The 17,941-nt window shown below is 55.4% G+C and carries 14 protein-coding genes and 1 pseudogene; 8 read left to right on the top strand and 7 right to left on the bottom strand.

Annotated elements, in window-relative coordinates; all coding sequences use genetic code 11:
* The 4 genes from ACERY3_RS24165 to ACERY3_RS24150 all read left to right on the top strand — a co-directional run.
* Window positions 1-6,283, top strand: a 6,283-nt coding sequence (locus ACERY3_RS24165; protein WP_373226611.1) for a hemagglutinin repeat-containing protein, incomplete at its 5' end; no start/stop codon positions are given.
* Window positions 6,273-6,674, top strand: a complete 402-nt coding sequence (locus ACERY3_RS24160) for a hypothetical protein (RefSeq protein ID WP_081318827.1) — start codon at window positions 6,273-6,275, stop codon at window positions 6,672-6,674. The genes ACERY3_RS24165 and ACERY3_RS24160, both read left to right, overlap by 11 nt.
* Before the next feature lie 232 nt (window positions 6,675-6,906).
* Complete coding sequence (locus tag ACERY3_RS24155; protein WP_233466232.1) at window positions 6,907-7,056, top strand: hypothetical protein; 150 nt, start codon at window positions 6,907-6,909, stop codon at window positions 7,054-7,056.
* 328 nt (window positions 7,057-7,384) lie between these two features.
* Complete coding sequence (locus ACERY3_RS24150; RefSeq protein WP_176686535.1) at window positions 7,385-7,561, top strand: hypothetical protein; 177 nt, start codon at window positions 7,385-7,387, stop codon at window positions 7,559-7,561.
* Between the two features lie 113 nt (window positions 7,562-7,674).
* Here ACERY3_RS24150 and ACERY3_RS24145 read toward each other — a convergent pair.
* Window positions 7,675-7,995 (bottom strand): annotated as a pseudogene (locus ACERY3_RS24145) (AAA family ATPase); the annotation flags it as partial.
* A 55-nt stretch (window positions 7,996-8,050) separates the two neighbouring features.
* Here ACERY3_RS24145 and ACERY3_RS24140 point away from each other — a divergent pair.
* Both ACERY3_RS24140 and ACERY3_RS24135 read left to right on the top strand, forming a co-directional pair.
* Complete coding sequence (locus tag ACERY3_RS24140) at window positions 8,051-9,373, top strand: VENN motif pre-toxin domain-containing protein (RefSeq protein WP_373226610.1); 1,323 nt, start codon at window positions 8,051-8,053, stop codon at window positions 9,371-9,373.
* A 2-nt stretch (window positions 9,374-9,375) separates the two neighbouring features.
* Window positions 9,376-9,624 carry a hypothetical protein gene (locus ACERY3_RS24135; RefSeq protein WP_058841043.1) on the top strand — a complete coding sequence of 83 codons (249 nt, stop codon included), beginning with the start codon at window positions 9,376-9,378 and terminating at the stop codon, window positions 9,622-9,624.
* Window positions 9,625-10,051: 427 nt separating this feature from the next.
* Here ACERY3_RS24135 and ACERY3_RS24130 read toward each other — a convergent pair whose 3' ends face one another.
* The 5 genes from ACERY3_RS24130 to ACERY3_RS24110 form a co-directional block, all read right to left on the bottom strand.
* Window positions 10,052-11,122, bottom strand: coding sequence for an ABC transporter ATP-binding protein (locus ACERY3_RS24130; protein WP_058841044.1), 1,071 nt, complete (start codon window positions 11,120-11,122; stop codon window positions 10,052-10,054).
* Window positions 11,115-12,884 carry an iron ABC transporter permease gene (locus ACERY3_RS24125; RefSeq protein WP_023309073.1) on the bottom strand — a complete coding sequence of 590 codons (1,770 nt, stop codon included), beginning with the start codon at window positions 12,882-12,884 and terminating at the stop codon, window positions 11,115-11,117. Before ACERY3_RS24125 ends, ACERY3_RS24130 begins: the two co-directional genes overlap by 8 nt.
* An 80-nt stretch (window positions 12,885-12,964) precedes the next feature.
* On the bottom strand, window positions 12,965-14,053 hold the full coding sequence (locus ACERY3_RS24120; RefSeq protein WP_023309072.1) for an ABC transporter substrate-binding protein: 1,089 nt from the start codon (window positions 14,051-14,053) through the stop codon (window positions 12,965-12,967).
* Between the two features lie 168 nt (window positions 14,054-14,221).
* Window positions 14,222-14,917 carry a response regulator gene (locus tag ACERY3_RS24115; RefSeq protein WP_373226609.1) on the bottom strand — a complete coding sequence of 232 codons (696 nt, stop codon included), beginning with the start codon at window positions 14,915-14,917 and terminating at the stop codon, window positions 14,222-14,224.
* On the bottom strand, window positions 14,901-16,541 hold the full coding sequence (locus ACERY3_RS24110; RefSeq protein WP_373226608.1) for an ATP-binding protein: 1,641 nt from the start codon (window positions 16,539-16,541) through the stop codon (window positions 14,901-14,903). Before ACERY3_RS24110 ends, ACERY3_RS24115 begins: the two co-directional genes overlap by 17 nt.
* A 176-nt stretch (window positions 16,542-16,717) precedes the next feature.
* Between ACERY3_RS24110 and yjdI the strand changes: the two genes are divergently transcribed.
* Together yjdI and ACERY3_RS24100 are read left to right on the top strand one after the other, a co-directional pair.
* Window positions 16,718-16,948 carry a 4Fe-4S mono-cluster protein YjdI gene (yjdI, locus tag ACERY3_RS24105; RefSeq protein ID WP_008499689.1) on the top strand — a complete coding sequence of 77 codons (231 nt, stop codon included), beginning with the start codon at window positions 16,718-16,720 and terminating at the stop codon, window positions 16,946-16,948.
* Between the two features lie 10 nt (window positions 16,949-16,958).
* A complete protein-coding gene (locus ACERY3_RS24100; protein ID WP_373226607.1) occupies window positions 16,959-17,231 on the top strand; it encodes a GNAT family N-acetyltransferase in 273 nt (90 codons plus the stop codon).
* Between the two features lie 27 nt (window positions 17,232-17,258).
* On the opposite strand, the gene ACERY3_RS24095 is transcribed toward ACERY3_RS24100, so the two are convergent.
* Window positions 17,259-17,870 carry a LysE family translocator gene (locus ACERY3_RS24095; protein ID WP_373226606.1) on the bottom strand — a complete coding sequence of 204 codons (612 nt, stop codon included), beginning with the start codon at window positions 17,868-17,870 and terminating at the stop codon, window positions 17,259-17,261.
* Window positions 17,871-17,941 lie beyond the last annotated feature (71 nt).

The following is a 17,941-nucleotide window of genomic DNA, read 5'->3' as shown; positions in this document are numbered from 1 at the left end:
CATCACCAACCGGCGCGGCGACATCATGGCGGGAAATAACCTGTGGATGCAGCGGGATGCGGCGGGGAATGCGAACAGCCAGGTGGTGAACACGTCGGGGAATATTGAGACGCAGAATGGGGATATTATTATCAATACAGGTAATTTCTCTAACCGTTATGTGTCGTTGCAAGCCATCGGAGGAGAGGTGGTTCAGGCTGAAATGCCGTCATGGGTAAAAGGGTTGCAAGGGGTTATTTCTCTGGATGATATGGGACCGAATGAAGTGGGTTATCATTATTCACTCGGTTCACCGCATGGCGATGGGTTTGATCGGGATGTTGTATGGAACGTTAGTGTTTATGAGCGGGCCAGATTTAAAAAAGTTCTCCTTTCTCAAAGCGATGTCGCTGTTACAGTCGAAGGAAGTCAACCAAGGATATCAGCCGGGAAGAATTTCAATATTTCAGCCGGGCAATTGACAAATCAGGCCGGTATTCTTCTTGCCGGTAATGATTTTTCACTCAGTGGCAACACACTGAACAACGAATCGTGGCAATCAGGTAGCAAACAGAATTATCTTGTTTTTGAAACCACGGATCCGGTTTCAGCGAATGATTCTGAGCAGAATAAGAAACCACGACATACCAATTCAATGTCAGAGTACGCGACATTACAGGAGATTCACTATAAATCAACGGGAGAAATACAAACCGAGCAAACAGCCGGTCAACTTTACCGCGCCGTCATCCAGGCGGGCGGCAACGTCACCGCAAACTTCACCAGCAACATCAGCAACACTAATACCACCGCTAACGCGGGCGGCGTCAGCAACGTTATCTCCACCCCGTCGCTGAACACCCTCAGCAACCAGACCATCGGCAGCGGTGTGCAAAAACAGGGGCTGAACGCTGCCGGCAGCGTGGCGGTGACCTCGCCGCAGTGGAACGATCGGCTTCAGGGGGCGCTGCAGCAGCTTAACGGCGGCGGCGCGCTGGAAAACGGCGGCGCGTCCGGCACGCCTCTCAGCAACGTTGCCACCACGCAGAAAGGCAACGCGAACCTTGGTCAGCTGGGCGCGCTGGCGAACGCCGGGGTCACCACCGCCGATCTCCGAACCGCGCAGGGCGGCGCCGTCGGGCATTATCAGGGCCAGCGCGTCGATACCAGCGCTTACCCGCTGCCGTCGGGCAACAACGGCTATTTTGTCTTCTCCGACAACCCGAAAAGCCCGTACCTGATCGGCATCAACCCGAAACTGAACGGTCTCGGACAGCTTGATCCCGCCCTGTTTGCCGACCTGAACGCGATGCTCGGGATCAAACCGTCGTCCACGGCGCCGCAGGAGACGCGGCTGGCGTTTACCGACGAGAAGCAGTTCCTCGGCTCGTCCTATATGCTGGGGCGCCTCAACCTGAACCCGGACTACGACTACCGCTTCCTCGGCGATGCGGCGTTCGATACCCGCTACGTTTCCAACGTGGTGCTCAACCAGACCGGTAACCGCTACCTGAACGGCATCGGCTCCGATCTGGATCAGATGCGCTATCTGATGGACAACGCCGCGGCGGCGCAGCAGTCGCTGGGCCTGCAGTTTGGCGTCTCGCTGACCGCCGATCAGATTGCCGCGCTCGACCACAGCCTGCTGTGGTGGGAGAAAGCCACCGTCAACGGCGAAACGGTGATGGTGCCGAAGCTCTACCTGTCGCCGAAGGACGTCACCGTCAACAACGGCAGCGTGATCGCGGGCAACAACGTCGCCCTGAAGGGCGGCAGCATCACCAACGGCGGCAGCTCGCTGCTGGCGAAAAACAGCCTGACGCTCGACAGCCAGAACAGCATCAGCAACCTCAGCAACGGCCTGATGAAAGCGGGCGGCGACCTGAACCTGAGCGCCATCGGCGATATCAATAACATCAGCTCCACCATCAGCGGCAAAACGGTCGCGCTGGAGAGCCTGGACGGCAGCATCAACAACCTGACGCAGGTTGAGCAGATTGATATCAACGCCGGCGGGAAGTACGGCAACATCGGCCTGAAGGACACCCTGCTGGGCAACACGGCGTCGATTACCGCGCAGGATGGCCTGTCGCTTGAGGCGGGGAAAAACATCACCGTCACCGGGGCGAACCTGGCCTCCGGCGGCGATATGCTGTTGAACGCGTGGGGCGATATTGCCGTCAACGCGAATCAGATCAACGACGCATTCAGCTCCAGCCGGGAGAAAACCAGCCGTTCCTCCGTCACGTATCAGGGAAGTAACGTCACCGCGGGCGGCAACCTGCTGGTGAATGCCGGGCACAACCTTGACGTGACCGCCAGCGACCTGAAGGCGGGCGGCAGCGCGGGGCTGAGCGCGGGCAACGATCTGAACCTGAACGCGGCACAGACCAGCGAAAGCAGCCGGAAAGGGAAAGGCGAGTCCCACAGCACCGGGCTCGACCGCACCACGATTTCCGCAGGCGATAACCTGGTCCTGAAGGCCGGGCAGGATATCAACGCCCGGGCCGCCGCGCTGGCGGCGGAGAAAAGCGTCGGGCTGCAGGCGGGTCGCGACGTGAATCTGGCTGCGGAAGAGACCACGCAGGGCGACAGCTATAGGTCAGGCAAGAAAACCGTTATTAACGAATCGGTACGTCAGCAGGGAACCGAGATCGCCAGCGGGGAGAATACTCAAATCCTCGCCGGACGCGATGTGACCACCGAAGCCGCGCAGGTGACGGCGAAGGGCGATATCGGCGTGGCGGCAGGCCGCGACGTCAGCCTCAATACCGCAACCGAAAGCGATTATCACTACAAAGAGCAGACCAAAACCAAAAAAGGTTTCCTCAGCAAAAAAACCACCCACACCATCGAGGAGGACAGCGCGACGCGTGAATCCGGCTCTTTGCTGAGCGGCGACAACGTGCAGGTGGTGGCGGGCAATAACCTGCGGGTGTTCGGCTCCGCGGTGGCGGGCGATGGCGACGTGCAGCTTAAGGCGGGCAACAACGTCGATATCGTGGCGGCCACGAACAGCGACACCTCCTGGCGTTTCAAGGAAGAGAAAAAATCCGGCCTGATGGGATCGGGCGGGATTGGCTTCACCATCGGCAGCAGCAAAAGCACGCACGATCTTCGTGAGAAGGGTACCACCCAGAGCCAGAGCTTCAGTACGGTGGGCTCGACGGGCGGTAACGTCGCGATTTCTGCCGGAAACCAGACCCACATCGGCGGGGCGGATCTTATCGCCGGGAAGGATTTAAGCCTCAGCGGCGACAGCGTCATCATCGAGCCGGGGCACGACAGGCGCACCCGGGATGAAACCTTCGAGCAGAAGAAAAGCGGGCTCACCGTGGCGCTCTCCGGCACCGTCGGTAGCGCTATTAACAATGCCGTGAGCGCGGCGCAGGAGACCAAAGAGCAAAGTGATGGCCGTCTGAAAGCCCTTCAGGCCACCAAAACGGTGCTGTCCGGCGTGCAGGCCGGGCAGGCAGCGGATATGGCGGCAACCACCGGCGACCCGAACGCAATGGGTGTGAGCCTCTCGCTGACGACCCAGAAGTCGAAATCACAGCAGCATGCTGAGAGTGATGCGGTGGCAGGCAGCACGCTGAACGCAGGCAACAATCTCTCCATCACCGCGAACGGCAAAAACAAAGGTGCAAACAGCGGCGACATCGTGATTGCGGGCAGCCAGCTGAAAGCCGGGGGCGACACCACGCTGGATGCACAGAACGATATTCTGCTGTCCGGCGCGGCGAATACCCAAAAGACCAGCGGCAAGAACAGCAGCAGCGGTGGCGGTATTGGGGTAAGCATCGGTGCCGGAGGCAACGGCGCGGGTATCAGCGTGTTTGCCAACGTTAACGCCGCGCACGGCAAGGATAAAGGTAACGGTACCGACTGGACCGAAACCACAATCGACAGCGGCAAAAACGTCACCCTTAAAAGCGGGCACGACACCGTGCTTGATGGCGCCCAGGTTAACGGCAATAAAATCGTGGCAGACGTTGGTCACGACCTGCTGATGCGCAGCCAGCAGAACAACAGCGACTACGACAGCAAGCAGACCAGCGTTGCGGCCGGGGGCAGCTTCACCTTCGGCACCATGTCCGGTTCAGGCTATATCAACGCCAGCCAGGACAAGATGAAGAGCCGCTTTGATTCGGTGGCCGAACAGACCGGGCTGTATGCCGGGGACGGGGGCTTCGACATCACCGTGGGGCATCACACCCAGCTTGATGGCGCGGTTATCGCCTCCACCGCCACGCCGGACAAAAACAGTCTCGATACCGGAACGCTGGGCTTCAGCGATATCCACAACGAAGCGGACTTTAAAACCTCGCACTCCGGTATCAGCCTGAGCGGCGGCGGCAGCTTCGGGGATAAATTCCAGGGCAACCTGCCGGGCGGCATGATCTCCGCTGCGGGTAACAAAGGCCATAAGGAAGGCACCACGCAGGCCGCCGTGGCAGAGGGCTCCCTCACTATCCGCGACAAGGCAAACCAGAAGCAGGACGTGGCCGAACTGAGCCGCGACACCGAACATGCTAACGACAGCATCAGCCCGATCTTCGACAAGGAGAAAGAGCAGAACCGCCTGAACGCGGTTGGGATGATCAGCGACATTGGTAGCCAGGTGGCGGATATTGCCAGGACGCAGGGTGACCTGAACGGGCTGAAGGCGGCCCAGAAAGAAACCGGCGCAACACTCCCCGCAAACGCGACAGAGAAACAGCGGCAGGATTATCTGGCGAAACTGCGAGATACCCAGGCATACAAAAACGTGATGGTGACGTACGGAACCGGCAGCGATATGCAGCGCGGCATCCAGGCGGCCACGGCAGCGCTGCAGGGACTGGCGGGCGGCAATATCGGAGGGGCGCTGGCGGGCGCGTCGGCACCTGAACTGGCGTACATCATCGGTCACCGCGCAGGCATTAACGACGACAAGGCGGCAAAAGCGATTGCCCATGCCATCCTCGGCGGCGTAAGCGCAGCCCTTCAGGGCAACAGTGCCGCAGCAGGCGCTGTGGGAGCCGCATCCGGCGAACTGATTGCGACAGCTATCGCCAGACAGTTCTATCCGGACACAGACCCGTCGAAGCTGACGGAAGAGCAGAAGCAGACTGTGAGTACGCTGGCATCTGTTTCAGCGGGCATAGCCGGCGGGATTGCTGGGGGAAATACGGCTGGTGCGGCGGCCGGGGCCAGTGCCGGGAAGAATAGTGTTGAGAATAACTTCCTTAGCGCTTCAAAAAATGATGCACTTAATAAAGCGCTTGAAGATCAAAAAAATGGTAAGAACCTTCTTCAGGCATCACAGGATATTGTTCGTCTGACCAATGAGGACAAAGCCAATAATGGGCTTCTGAATAAATACCAGAATGGTCAGCTGAATGATGCTGAAAAGCAAGAACTTGCCGGGCTACTTAATCAGTATGGCTATGAACTCCAGACTGTTTACGGTTACTCAGAGCAGCAAGCGGCACAAGCGATACAGTCCCTGGCGAAGGGCGGAGCTTTTGTGGCATCGGCAGCTGATGCCAAAGCCTATAATGAGGCGCTGAGCTATCTGAAAATGCACGGTGTTCAGTCAGGTCAAGCCGCAGTGGGTACAGATGCTTTGATGGTCCTTCCTGGAGTCCCTGGTACTCTGGTGCGTGGAGTTGTGGCTGCGGGAGGTGCATACCAGACAGGTACGGGGATAGGTCAGATTGCTGATGGTAACTATAGTAACGGAGCTCTGAATGTTGGTCTCGGAACGGCTGCTATATTTGGTGGCGCAGCAGGGAACAGCGTTATCACCAAAACTGAAACAGGTATTGTTTCTCCAAATAAAGGTGCTGGCTGGACAGAGAATTCTCAGTCTATTGATAAAAATGCCCATTCTTCTATTCCCAAAGTTACTGCTGAATTGACAGATCCTCAGACAGGAAAAGTCTTTACTGATACGAATCAGGGGAACAGAGCTGATTTCTTCTTGGGGGATGCCAGCAAACCAACGCTTATCAATGATGTAGTGCAGGCGAAAGTAATTAACCAACCGGATAAAAATTTCCCAAATGGAAATATGGCTACCGCTCATGCTGAAGTTGGTACTATCCAACAAGCCTACGAGCAGGGTATGACAACGGGTCGTAGCATGGAAATGAAAGTATCTGGTAAGCCAGTTTGCGGTTACTGTCTCAGCGATATAAAAAGTATGGCTGAAAAATCTGGCTTGAAATCGCTTACTATTTTTGAAGAGAAAAGCGGAGATACTTTGTATTGGGAAAAAGGAATGAAAAAATTCACCAGGAACGAAACTTATGAAAGATGAGTTTGAAGTCGATTTCTATCTGTACGCCAGAAACTCTTTTTCACGGGTTCGTGGCCCCAAGTGGAATGATGTAGAAGAATTCCTGATGAAATTGAGGGGGAATACAGGTGGTGTAAGACTCCGCATTGTCCCCGAACCTGATATTGGGCCGATGAATTTAGAAGTATCTACAGATGATGGCTTCTATCTCTTGACGTTACTAGAGTGCTCGGAATCTGATTTAACGGTTCGTTCCTATTGGGATAAATCGAAATCTGGTATGGAGAAAAAAATACAGATTTATGGGGATTACTGGCCTGAACGACAACTGACTAAAGATTTTGATCTTGTTGTCAGAGTCTTTAAAGAGTTCTTCGATATTGGCAACGTATCAACGAAACTTCTTAATTGATGTATAAATCCCAGACTACAGCATCACTTGTGGTGCTGTAGTTGTTGAGAATAATTTACTTGGAACGGAAATCGATCAGGTTAAGGCAGCTCAGGCACATGGCGCTGATGTACTTTCATGCACCGATGCTCCAAGTGGTGAAGCCTGTAAGCGAGGCGAAGCCGTTAATAAAGCTTATGCTGGGGCATTAGCGACGGGTACTGTTGCTTTACTGCCTGATGGTGCTCAGACCATGTGGGGACTGGGGACTGGGGACTGGGGACTGGGGGCTGAAGCTAATGCAGGTATCAACTATCTGACAGATGGAACTATAGATCAAGATACTGAATTTACAGGAAAAGTGGCAAAAGATGAGTTAAACAAACGGGAGAAGAAGCAATGAGTGTCTTCAGTAAGGTTGGTATCTTTTGGCTACTTTTCTTAGTTGTGTACTGTGCATTTTTAGTCACTATTGTTCTTTTCATATGCCAGTTCGGAGTGTCAACAATTTTTTATTTTAAAGATGGTGAATTCCTTTTTTCATGGAAAAAGGCATTACATATCGCATTAATAAAAGGGAGTATTACAGGATTAATATTAGGTGTAGGGATATGGTTAAAAAATAAATTGCATGAGTATCGCCGGAAAAATAGTCGCTGAGGATAGCTCACTGAGCGACTTGCTGGATGAAGTATCTCACTGCAAAACGGCCCGGCAGATGGCGCAAGAGCGTGTCGAAGCAGAAAACGAATGAGTTTTATAAGAAAAAATTGTGCCATTTTATAGAAGCACACAGTGCGCTTAATTATCTCGCCACTGTTATCGGGATTATAACGTGTGCAGATGATGTTGCTGGCAAAGTAATTAAGGGTGCAGGAAAACTCAACTACAAAAGTTTAAGTGGATGAGAATTAAAATAGAAAAATGAACCGCTCACCAGCAATCGTCGTCGGATAGAATTGTTATCGAGGATAGTTAGCATGAGCGAGATGCGAAAAAAGAGTCTCCGTGCCCCTGGAGACTACCCCAGCCTCTCCACCCTCGTCTCCCCCTCCACCATTGACAGCTGATACAGCGAAAACGACCTCTGCTTCTCAATCAACTTCGCCAGCTCCGGCGAGTGGCTGGTGAGCCAAATCTGCGAGTAGCGGCTGGCCTCGGCGATTAAGCTCGCCAGCGCGGGCAGCATCTGCGGGTGCAGGCTGTTTTCCGGTTCGTTCAACGCGATAAACGCCGGTGGGCGCGGGCTTAACAGCGCCACCGCCAGGCACAGAAAGCGTAAGGTGCCGTCGGAAAACTCCGCCAGTTCCAGCGGCCTGCTCAGTCCTTCGTGCTGTATCACGCTGGGTTTCAGTAATCTCCACAACGAGAGCCAGACCAGCGGCAATGGCTACACGGTGGCGCTTTCCGGCAGCGCGGGCGGCAGCGGCAACGGTGAAAACCGCAACCTGGCACCGGCAATCGGTACGGGCCTGGCAGAAGAGAGCCACACCGGCACGACCTCATCAGCGGTGAGTGGCGGTAGCATTGTCATTCGCAACCCGGCGGGACAGAAACAGGATATTGCTGACCTGAGCCGTGATACGGCTGACGCCCACCACGGCGTGGACGTGAACGGTGATGTGCAGAAGGTCAGGGATAACCTGGCGGTCCAGAGCGAAGGCGCGGCGCTGGCCACCTCTGCGCTGGATGCTTACGGCAAATATGCGGAGCAGAAAGCGCGGGAATCCAATGCGGCGCTGGGCGCGAAGCTGGCGTCAGAAGGTAAACTGCAGGGCGATACGCCGCAGGAGCAGGAAGCGTTCCTGAAGACGCAGCCCGGATATCAGAATACCGAGTACGGTCCGGGGAGTGCCTTCTGGACGAAGGGCAGCGCAGCGGCGGGATTACTGGCAGGTGCGCTTGGCGGTAACCTGAAGGCAGGCGCGGCAGCGGGGGCGGCCCCGCTGCTGGCGACTCTGGTCAAGGAGCAGAAAGACCCGACAGCCCGTGCCGCGCTGCACGGTATTGTGGCGGCGGCGCTGACGCAGCTGAGTGGCGGGAGCAGTGCGGATGGCCTGAAGGCTGGTGCCATAGGGGCCATTACGGCCTCGGCGATGACCGACCATCTTGTCAGCGCGCTGTATGGAGATAAAAAATCCAGTGACCTGACAGCAGAGGAGAAACGGCTGGTCAGTAGCCTCGTGAGTATCGCGGGTGGTCTGGCAGGCGCTGCGGTGACGGATGGCAGTGTCTCCATGGCGGCGATGGCGTCGGAAACGGCGAAGGTGGAGGTTGAGAATAACTCGCTGAGTAAGGACAAACCAAATATCTTCGATATTAATCCAATGCTGAAAATTGGAATTGAGGATGCAGACGGAGAGTTGCTGAAAGGTGGCGGTGGAATAGCAAAAGGTGGGGGGCGTGCAGTTAGTTCCCTGGAAGGAGCGAAGCTAAAAGAATACTATCGACAGGCTGAGAAATATGGGCAAGCTGGGGTTAAGGAACTGGAGAATGGAAATTATCGCTTTTATGGTGATATGACGCCTTCCAGAACAACTGGAGAAATGGCTGGAGCTCGACTGGTAAGAGAGTGGGATCCAAAAACAGGTCAAACCCGAACTTGGTATGAAACACTTGATCATGCTGGCAATATCCGTAGTGTGGCTCCGAAACCCGTTACTAATGATAAGAACCACCATATTTTTGATGCTGATGGGAATTATCAAGGAAGGAGATAAATATGAACGAGCTTCCAACGCGTTACGAAATTTCTAGCGTAATTAATAAGTTGAAAGTAGGTGTGGTAGACAGAACCTACGTTGCTCAATGGGCTTTTTCAATTATTGATGCGGATGATATTAGAATCACCGATCAAGTTGCCTGGAAAGTGATTCAAAGCTTAGGTGCTGTCGATCTTCCTTCCTCAGATCGAGATTACTTGTATGGTATCGATGATTTTAATGATTGGTTGCGATTATTGGAATCATGATATTAGAGATCCCGGCCGCCAATCCGGGATCTTACTTTTATCGGTCAGGAAAAAGAGACAAGGTGGGTGAAGGCCCATTACCTGCAACGACTAACGCTATCATCGATACCCTTTCTGATACCGGAGATTTTTCAATAGTCTCCGCAGACTATGCTGCTGATGGTGTATTGGCTCTGACAGCCTGGCGATAGGTGACAGTTACTGCAATAAAGCTCTAAACGCCCTGGAAGGTAAGCATCAGGGTGTTGCGAATACCATAAAAAACCTGATGAAAACTGAAGCCTGGTCAGCTATTGGGGGAGATGGCAAATCAGGCTCTGGACGGGAATTAGCTCGCAGTGGAAGGTATGGGTGCGCTGGCAGCATTGGCTCTACGCAGGATTGTCAAAGCAAAAAGGCTGCATCCCGCAGCCTTTTCCCCTCACATTCACCCTTTCGGGAACACCCACACATACTTCTCAGGCAACGAAAGATGGCAGTGCTGCGGATCCCGAACCTCATGCCCATACGCGCGGATCACAAAATCATCTCCCACCGTGCGGAACAGGTACTCCCAGCGGTCGCCGAGATACATGCTGGTGAGCAGCGGCAGCTCAAGCTGATTTTCCCCAGGCCCATCGACCACCGCCACGCGCTCGACGCGGATCACAGCCGTCGCTTCTTCACCGCTCTGCACCCCTTCACCGGCCTGGCCCCACAGCACCCAGCCTTTTCCTTCGATACGCGCTTTGCCGTCGCGCACTTCGGTGACTTTGCCGTGCAGGCGGTTGTTGCTGCCCATAAACTCGGCGGTAAAAAGCGTTTTCGGCGAGCCGTACATCTCCTGCGGCGTGCCCTGTTGCTCAATTTTGCCGTTGTTAAGCAGCAGGATACGGTCGGAAATGGACATCGCTTCGTTCTGGTCGTGTGTCACCATCAGCGCGGATAACCCGAGCTTGATAATCAGCTCGCGCAGGAACACGCGGGCCTCTTCGCGCAGCTTGGCGTCGAGGTTGGAAAGCGGCTCGTCCAGCAAAATCACCGGCGGGTTGTAGACCAGCGCCCGGCCAATCGCCACGCGCTGCTGCTGTCCACCGGAGAGCTGGTGCGGGTGACGTTTGCCGAGATGGCCCAGACCAAGCTGGTCCAGCACGTCCTGCACGCGCTGCTGGATCTCTTTGGCCGGGACTTTGCGCAGCTTGAGCGGATAGGCCACGTTCTCAAACACGGTCTTGTGCGGCCACAGGGCATAGGACTGGAACACCAGCCCAAGGTTACGCTCTTCCGCCGGGACCTCGCTGCGCGGCGTGCCGTCGTAAACTTTATTATTGCCAATGACAATGGACCCCTGCGTCGGTTTTTCCAGACCCGCAACGGCGCGCAGGAGGGTGGTTTTACCGCTGCCGGAGGGGCCTAACAGGGAGACCACTTCGCCGCGCTTCAGGTTCATGGAGACACCTTTTAAAACAGGATTGTCGCCGTAGGTTAAGTGCAGATCGTCAACCGCTAATTCAATCATGTATTTTCACTCCGAAACGAAGGGCAATGCCCAGACCTACCACGACCAGCAGGATGTTAATGAAAGAGAGCGCCGCCACGATATCGATGGCACCCGCGGCCCAGAGGGAAACCAGCATCGAGCCGATGGTCTCCGTGCCGGGTGAAAGCAGGTACACACCCGTTGAATATTCACGCTCAAAGATCAGGAACATCAGCAGCCACGAACCGATAAGACCGTAGCGGGAGAGCGGGATGGTGACGTGGCGGGTGATCTGCCCGCGCGTCGCCCCGGTGCTGCGCGCCGCTTCCTCAAGCTCTGGCCCTACCTGCAGCAGCGTGGAAGAGATAAGCCTCAGCCCGTAAGCCATCCACACCACGGTATAGGCCAGCCAGACGCTGAAAATGGTGCTGCGCAGCGAACGCAGCCAGACGATGACGTTTTCACGCATCCAGTCGGTCCAGGCGAACCCGGAAAGCCAGCCGGATTTCAGCGAGTTATCCAGCCACATCGGCAGGAACAGGAACACCCACAGGAACGCCAGACCCGCCAGCAGGCCAGGCACGGCGCGCGGCACCAGCACGCTGTAGTCCAGAAAACGCGTGGTGTTGTCCGGCTTGCGGTGCATGGCAATGCCGACAAACAGGTAGCACACCACGGCCAGCGCGCCGCCAATCACGCCAATCGCCATGGAGTTGACGATGGCGCGCAGCAGGTTGGGCTGCGCCCAGATGGTGCGGAAGGTGTTCAGAGAAAGCTCGTCCCACAGCGAAACGCCCACGCCCCAGTTGGAGATAAACGCGCGCAATACCACGCCAAGCAGCGGAACGCCGATGGTGACGGTGAGCCAGAAGGCAATCACTCCGCCAGCCACCCAGCGCCATTTACCCAGCGGCAGCGCGCGGGCCTGCGAAGCCTTGCCCTTCATGGTGACGAAGCGGTTGGCGGTGCGCATCAGGCGACGCTGGAGCATCACCAGCGGGATGGTGATACAGATAAGCACCACGGCAACCGCCGCCATCAGGTTATAGGATGGGGTGCCCATCTTGTTCGTCAGCTTATAGAGATAGGTCGCCAGCACCATGTTGCCTTCCGGGTCGCCGAGCACAAGCATCAGGCCGAACACTTCCAGCCCGAGGAAGAACAGCAGCACGGTAGCGTACAGAATGGACGGGCGCACCATCGGCAGGCTGACGGAGGTCATCACCTGCCAGGGCGACGCGCCCGCGGTGCGCGCGGCTTCTTCCACATCGGAGCCCACGCTGCGCAGCGCGGACGAGATGTACAGATAGGCGTGCGGGACGTGCGTCAGGCCGGCGATGACCACAATGCTCGACATGTCGTAGATATTCCACGGCACAAAGCCAATCAGCGCCTGAGCCCACTGGGAGAGAAAGCCCACCGGACCGGCGGCCACCACGTAGCCGAAGCCCAGCACCATCGGTGAAACGAAAATCGGGACCAGGATCAGCGGCTCAATCAGCCGGCGACCGGGCAGGTCGGTACGCACCATCAGAAACGCCAGCACGCCGCCCAGCGGAATGGAGATAAAGACCAGCCCGAAAGCAAGAATAAAGCCGCTTTTCAGGGCCTTATAAAAATCAGGATCGGTGAAAATAAACTCAAATGATTCAAAGCTCCACTCTTTTGACGGCGAAAAGAACGGGGCGGACAGGAAGCTCTGTATCACGATAAACGACAGCGGCGTGTAGATAACCAGGGCGGTTATCAGCACGACGATGCCTCGCGGCAGGCTTTGCCACTTTCTGCGTAATGTATTCATGGGGTATCCCTGGTGTTGCGGCCCAGAAAAACGAACTCAGTCGATAAGGGAGCGCGGCGGCCTGCGCCGCGCTCAGACGCTTATTTACCGGCGGCGGTACGCCACTCTTTGATGTACTCCAGGCGTTTTTTCGGCTGCAGGTATTCCAGCAGCGTTTCATCAACCGGAATTGGCTTCAGCGCGTTGCCGAGGATTTTGGTCAGGCCGTCGATATCGTTTTTCCCTTCGATATCGTTACGAATGGAGGGAATATCCGCCTGATTGGCCAGAATGTTTTGCCCTTGTTCAGACAGCACATAGTCCAGCCACAGCTTCGCGGCGTTGCTGTTTTGCGATTGCTGGCTGATGAACGACACGCGCGACAGCACCAGGGTGTAATCTTTTGGATAGGAAATGCCGAGCGAAGGATCGTTCTTCGCGCGCGCTTCCGCGTAGGAACCGAGGATGTTGAAGCCGATCAGGTTTTCACCGGAGGAGACGCGCTCCATCATGGTGCCGGTAGACGACTGCACTGATAAGCCACCTTTGGCGACGTCGGCCAGGGTTTTGAAGTAATTAGGATCGGCGTTGTGATCCTGAACCGAAAGCATAAAGCCCAGACCCGATTTTTCGATGTCGTAGGTGGTGACTTTGCCCTTGAATTTGTCCGTCTGGCTGGCAATCAGTTTCGCCAGCGCGGCGTGAGAATCCGGCACGTCGCCGGCCGGGATCAGGCGCTTGTTGTAGATAAAGACCACCGGCTCATAGGTAGTGCCGTAAGCCTTATCCTTCCAGACCGCCCATTTCGGCAGCTGGCTTTGCTCCGGCGATTTGTACTCCATGGCGTAGTCGGTGGCGAGCTTCAGGCCGGTGTCCATAGAGGAGCTCCAGACCACGTCGCCGCTCACGCCGCCGGAGGCCTGTTCGCTGATGAAACGGTTGTACAGCTCGGTGCTGTTCATGTCGTTGTATTCGACTTTAATGCCCGGGTAGGTTTTTTCGAAGCCCTGGATCAGCGGCCCGGCGGCTTTGATGTCGGTGGTGGAGTAAATGACAACTTTGCCCTCTTTCGTTGCGGCATCAACAACTTTTTGATACTCAGCAGGATAGCCCTGAGGCAGGGCAGAGAGTGCAGAAGCAGAGAACAGTACAGTAGCGGTAAGCAGAGAAATTCGGAACGTGTTCGACATTATAGTTAACCTTTTAGTTACATTTGAGGAACTAATTGTCAACATAGCGTATCGGGCTCCACCCACAAGAGGGTGAAGCGGGCAATGATTCCGAAGTGTGATTGTCGCCGTCGTTTCAGCAATTAACACCATAAAATCCGCGAACGTTAGCCTGTGAACGATTCTGGATTACGGTTTATCGAGCGCTTTGCGGTATAACCTTCGCGGATGACCTATATTGCCATACAGCATTTCGACGCTGATTAACCCGCTCTCCACGCAGTATTCAAGGTAGCGACGCCCCGTGGTTTTGCTGATCCCCACGTTTTCCACCACCTCTTCAACCGACATCGCGGTATCGGGATGCTCGGCGAACAGGTTTTTAATCCGTTCCAGCGTCTGGGGTTCAATGCCCTTCGTCGACGGCGTAATGGAGGCTTCCGCGGCGGGAAGATTAAACAGGCGATCCAGCGCATGCTGGTCGACCACCTTCACCTGCTGCACGGTGTGGATGAAACGCATAAACCGCTCCAGCGAGGCGTGCAGGCGCTGGAAAAAGACGGGCTTAATCAGGTAGTCAAACGCGCCGCTGCGCATGGCGTGGCTGCAGGTCTGCATATCGCTGGCGGCGGTGATGAAAATCACCGAGCATTCGTAGCTTTTCAGAAGGGGGTTATCAATTAACTCCACGCCTTTACCGTCCGGGAGATAGTTGTCCAGCAGGATAAGTCGCGGCTGATGCTGACGAATCAGGCTGCATGCCTGCTCAATCGACGCGGCGATGCCCACCACGCGCAGATGGAAATTCTGCTCGATATACTCGCGATGCAGCTCCGCCAGGTGCGGCTCATCTTCAACTATCACAACGTCAAGTGGTCGGGTCATGCTGTTGCCCATTCGGAATAAACACAGAAAAAATAGTGCCCTGCGGCGTGTTGTCGGCAATCTCAATGCTGCCGCCGGCCTTGTCGATATATCCTGCCACCAGGAACAGGCCAATACCGTGCTCGGTACCCACAATGTCGTTTTCGCTGTCCGGCTTGCTGCTGAATCCCTGGCGGAAAATGTGCGGCTTCAACGCATCGTCCACCCCGCAGCCCCGGTCAGCCACCTCGATCAGCAGCTCCTGGTTACGATCAGAAATGTAGAGTTCTACCGGCGCGTGAACCGGGGCGTTGAGTGTCGCCTCCACGGCGTTGTCCAGCAGGTTACCAATAATGGACATCAGCTCCGTTTCACTCAGCGCGGCAGGCATGCGGGTGAGCTGGCAGGCGGGGTCAAACAGCAGCTCGATGCCTTTTTCGCGCGCGCTGACGTATTTTCCGAGCAGCAGCCCGCACAGCGCCGGGGAGACAAAATGGGCTGAGACAAAGTCCAGCACGCGCTGCGCGCCTTCTGACTGCACCTGAATGTAACGGATCGCCTCGTCATAATGTTTCATCTGCAGTAGCCCGACCAGAGTGGCGGTCCAGTTCAGCTGTTCGTGGCGCATAATGCGCAGGTTATCCGCATAGCGTTTGATTTGGCTGAGCTGGCTGCTGAGGGTGTTAATATCGTTTTTGTCGCGAAAGCTGTACACCCAACCGCTTTCAACGCCCGGTTCGACCTCAATGGCTACCCGGTTGACGATCACCTCGCGCTGGTTCAGCACCGCAATCTGGTCGTGGCTGCCAGCGCTCACCGAGGCGTAGCGCTGGGATAAAAACCCCGGCGCCGTCTGCAGAATGTCTTCCAGCGGTTTACCGATAAGTTCTTTCTCACTTTGCCGAATATCCAGCATTTCGCGTGCCGCGCGGTTAATTAAAATCAGCTGCTTCTCGCCATTAACGGCAAATACCCCTTCGTACATGGCTTCTAATAGCGCGCGCTGCTGCAAAACCAGCTGAGCGATATCTTTCGGCTCCAGCCGGAACATCTGTTTTTTTAAATTGCGGGTAAACAGCCAGGAGAAAATAAACAGCAGCAGCAGAAGCGCAGCGCCGTATAGCCCGGACTGCCAGAGAATGCGGGCGTTAATATTGGCAATATACGACGTCAGATAGCCGACCGAGACAATACCAATCAACTGATGCTGCGCGTTGAAGATGGGCGCTTTGCTGCGTAGCGACACGCCAATTCCGCCCTGACGCACGGAAATAATGGTTTTGCCCTTTAACACCTCGGCATTATCCCCGCCGATCATCGGTAAATTAATACGCTCCGGGGATTCCGAATGATAAAGGTGCTGCTCCTCGGTATCGCCAATCACAATGTAGCTGGCATCGCTTTCGGCGCGCAGCGGCTGAATTAACCGGGCTATTCCCGGAATATCTCTGGCCGCTACCATTGCCGCCAGACCCGGCATCAGCGCGATCTGGCTGGCCTGAACCCGGGCGCGCTGGCCGAGATCGTGATGGAGCTGTCGGTCAATAAAATGGAACAGGATTGTTCCCAGCAGAACTAACAGCAGGCAGGAGAAGCACACCAGCGCTAAAAACAGCTTTACCTGAAAAGAGAGTCTGCGTTTCATTCAACCTGCGGAAGTTATGTAAAAGTGACATTTGCCGAGCCTGACATGGGCCAATAGCGGACGCAATCTGGCGAGAAAAGAGTTGTGACCTGGCTTTTCGTTTTCGGCGTTATAGCCATCAGGATCCCGTAAGGCTATGCTTCATTCAGCACGATAATAATTACAGAGGCAATGTCATGGACAAAGAACTACTGGATGCGGGTTACCGGGCCTATACCGGCGAGAAAATTGACGTTTACTTCAATACCGGGATCTGCAAACACTCAGGTAACTGCGTGCGTGGGAGCGCAAAGCTGTTTAATCTGAAACGTAAACCGTGGATCATTCCCGATGAAGTGGACGTTGAAACGGTTGTACGCGTGATTGATACCTGCCCGAGCGGTGCGCTGAAGTATCGCCAAAAATAAGCGAGGAACCATGGATATTCTGGAAGGCCATAACAAGTTTTACGTCAATGATGCGAACGGCAACCAGGTCGCGGAGATTGTCTTTGTACCGACCGGCGAGCACCTGAGCATTATCGAGCACACCGACGTGGATGAGAGCCTGAAAGGGCAGGGCGTCGGTAAACAGCTGGTGGCGAAAGTGGTGGAGAAGATGCGCGGTGAGAACCGTAAAATTATCCCGCTGTGCCCGTTCGCGAAGCATGAGTTTGATGAAACGCGGGAATATGACGATATTCGGGCGTAAATAACACCGGCGATGGCCGGTGTTTTTTTATCTTACCTGCTCAAACAGCAATACCATCGCGATCAGCACCATTATCCCTCCTGACGCCATGCTCACCCTACGCGCCGCCTGTGGCCGGGTCGCCAGTACCGCTTTCGAACCATACCCCACCAGCAGATAGACCAGCGTACAGGTGATAAGGTGCATCACGCCAAGCGCGGACATCTGCATCGCTATCGACCAGCTTCCGGTCGGGTCGGTAAACTGCGGAAGCAGCGCCAGGAAAAGTAAAAAAACTTTCGGGTTAAGGCCGCTAATGCAGAGCCCTTTCACCGCCCACTGCCTCCAGTTTCCCGCATGGTGGGCGGCCTTTTCCGGTGCGGCAGGGTGACGCAACAGTCCGATACCAAGCCACAGGAGATACACGGCCCCCGCGACGGTCAGCCCGGTTAACGCCAGCGGATGCTGAGCAATCACTACGCCCACGCCAGCCACCACAATCAGCGTGGCTAACAGATGCCCGGACATTAACCCCATCACCGCCGGTACCACGCGTCGCCCGTTAATCCCGGCGCTAATGGCGTAGGCCCAGTCGGCGCCCGGCGTCATGATGAGCAGAAAAGAAACCACCCAAAAGCCGGCCACAATACTCATTTCCATCGTTCTGAAAACTCCCGCAGTGCGTCAAACGTTGAGAAAAAGAATATCGCTAACCCTGCGAAATAGGCTTT

It is taken from the genome of Enterobacter cloacae complex sp. ESBL7 (assembly GCF_041679625.1).
GTDB lineage: Bacteria > Pseudomonadota > Gammaproteobacteria > Enterobacterales > Enterobacteriaceae > Enterobacter > Enterobacter asburiae_B.
Note: the sequence above shows the minus strand (reverse complement) of the source record. Positions and strands in the feature narration are given on the sequence as shown.

Coding starts and splice junctions, on each gene's coding strand:
- ACERY3_RS24160 (WP_081318827.1), top strand. CDS start 6,273: ATGAAAGATGAGTTTGAAGTCGATTTCTATCTGTACGCCAGAAACTCT.
- ACERY3_RS24155 (WP_233466232.1), top strand. CDS start 6,907: ATGTGGGGACTGGGGACTGGGGACTGGGGACTGGGGGCTGAAGCTAAT.
- ACERY3_RS24135 (WP_058841043.1), top strand. CDS start 9,376: ATGAACGAGCTTCCAACGCGTTACGAAATTTCTAGCGTAATTAATAAG.
- ACERY3_RS24130 (WP_058841044.1), bottom strand. CDS start 11,122: ATGATTGAATTAGCGGTTGACGATCTGCACTTAACCTACGGCGACAAT.
- ACERY3_RS24125 (WP_023309073.1), bottom strand. CDS start 12,884: ATGAATACATTACGCAGAAAGTGGCAAAGCCTGCCGCGAGGCATCGTC.
- ACERY3_RS24120 (WP_023309072.1), bottom strand. CDS start 14,053: ATGTCGAACACGTTCCGAATTTCTCTGCTTACCGCTACTGTACTGTTC.
- ACERY3_RS24115 (WP_373226609.1), bottom strand. CDS start 14,917: ATGACCCGACCACTTGACGTTGTGATAGTTGAAGATGAGCCGCACCTG.
- ACERY3_RS24110 (WP_373226608.1), bottom strand. CDS start 16,541: ATGAAACGCAGACTCTCTTTTCAGGTAAAGCTGTTTTTAGCGCTGGTG.
- yjdI (WP_008499689.1), top strand. CDS start 16,718: ATGGACAAAGAACTACTGGATGCGGGTTACCGGGCCTATACCGGCGAG.
- ACERY3_RS24100 (WP_373226607.1), top strand. CDS start 16,959: ATGGATATTCTGGAAGGCCATAACAAGTTTTACGTCAATGATGCGAAC.
- ACERY3_RS24095 (WP_373226606.1), bottom strand. CDS start 17,870: ATGGAAATGAGTATTGTGGCCGGCTTTTGGGTGGTTTCTTTTCTGCTC.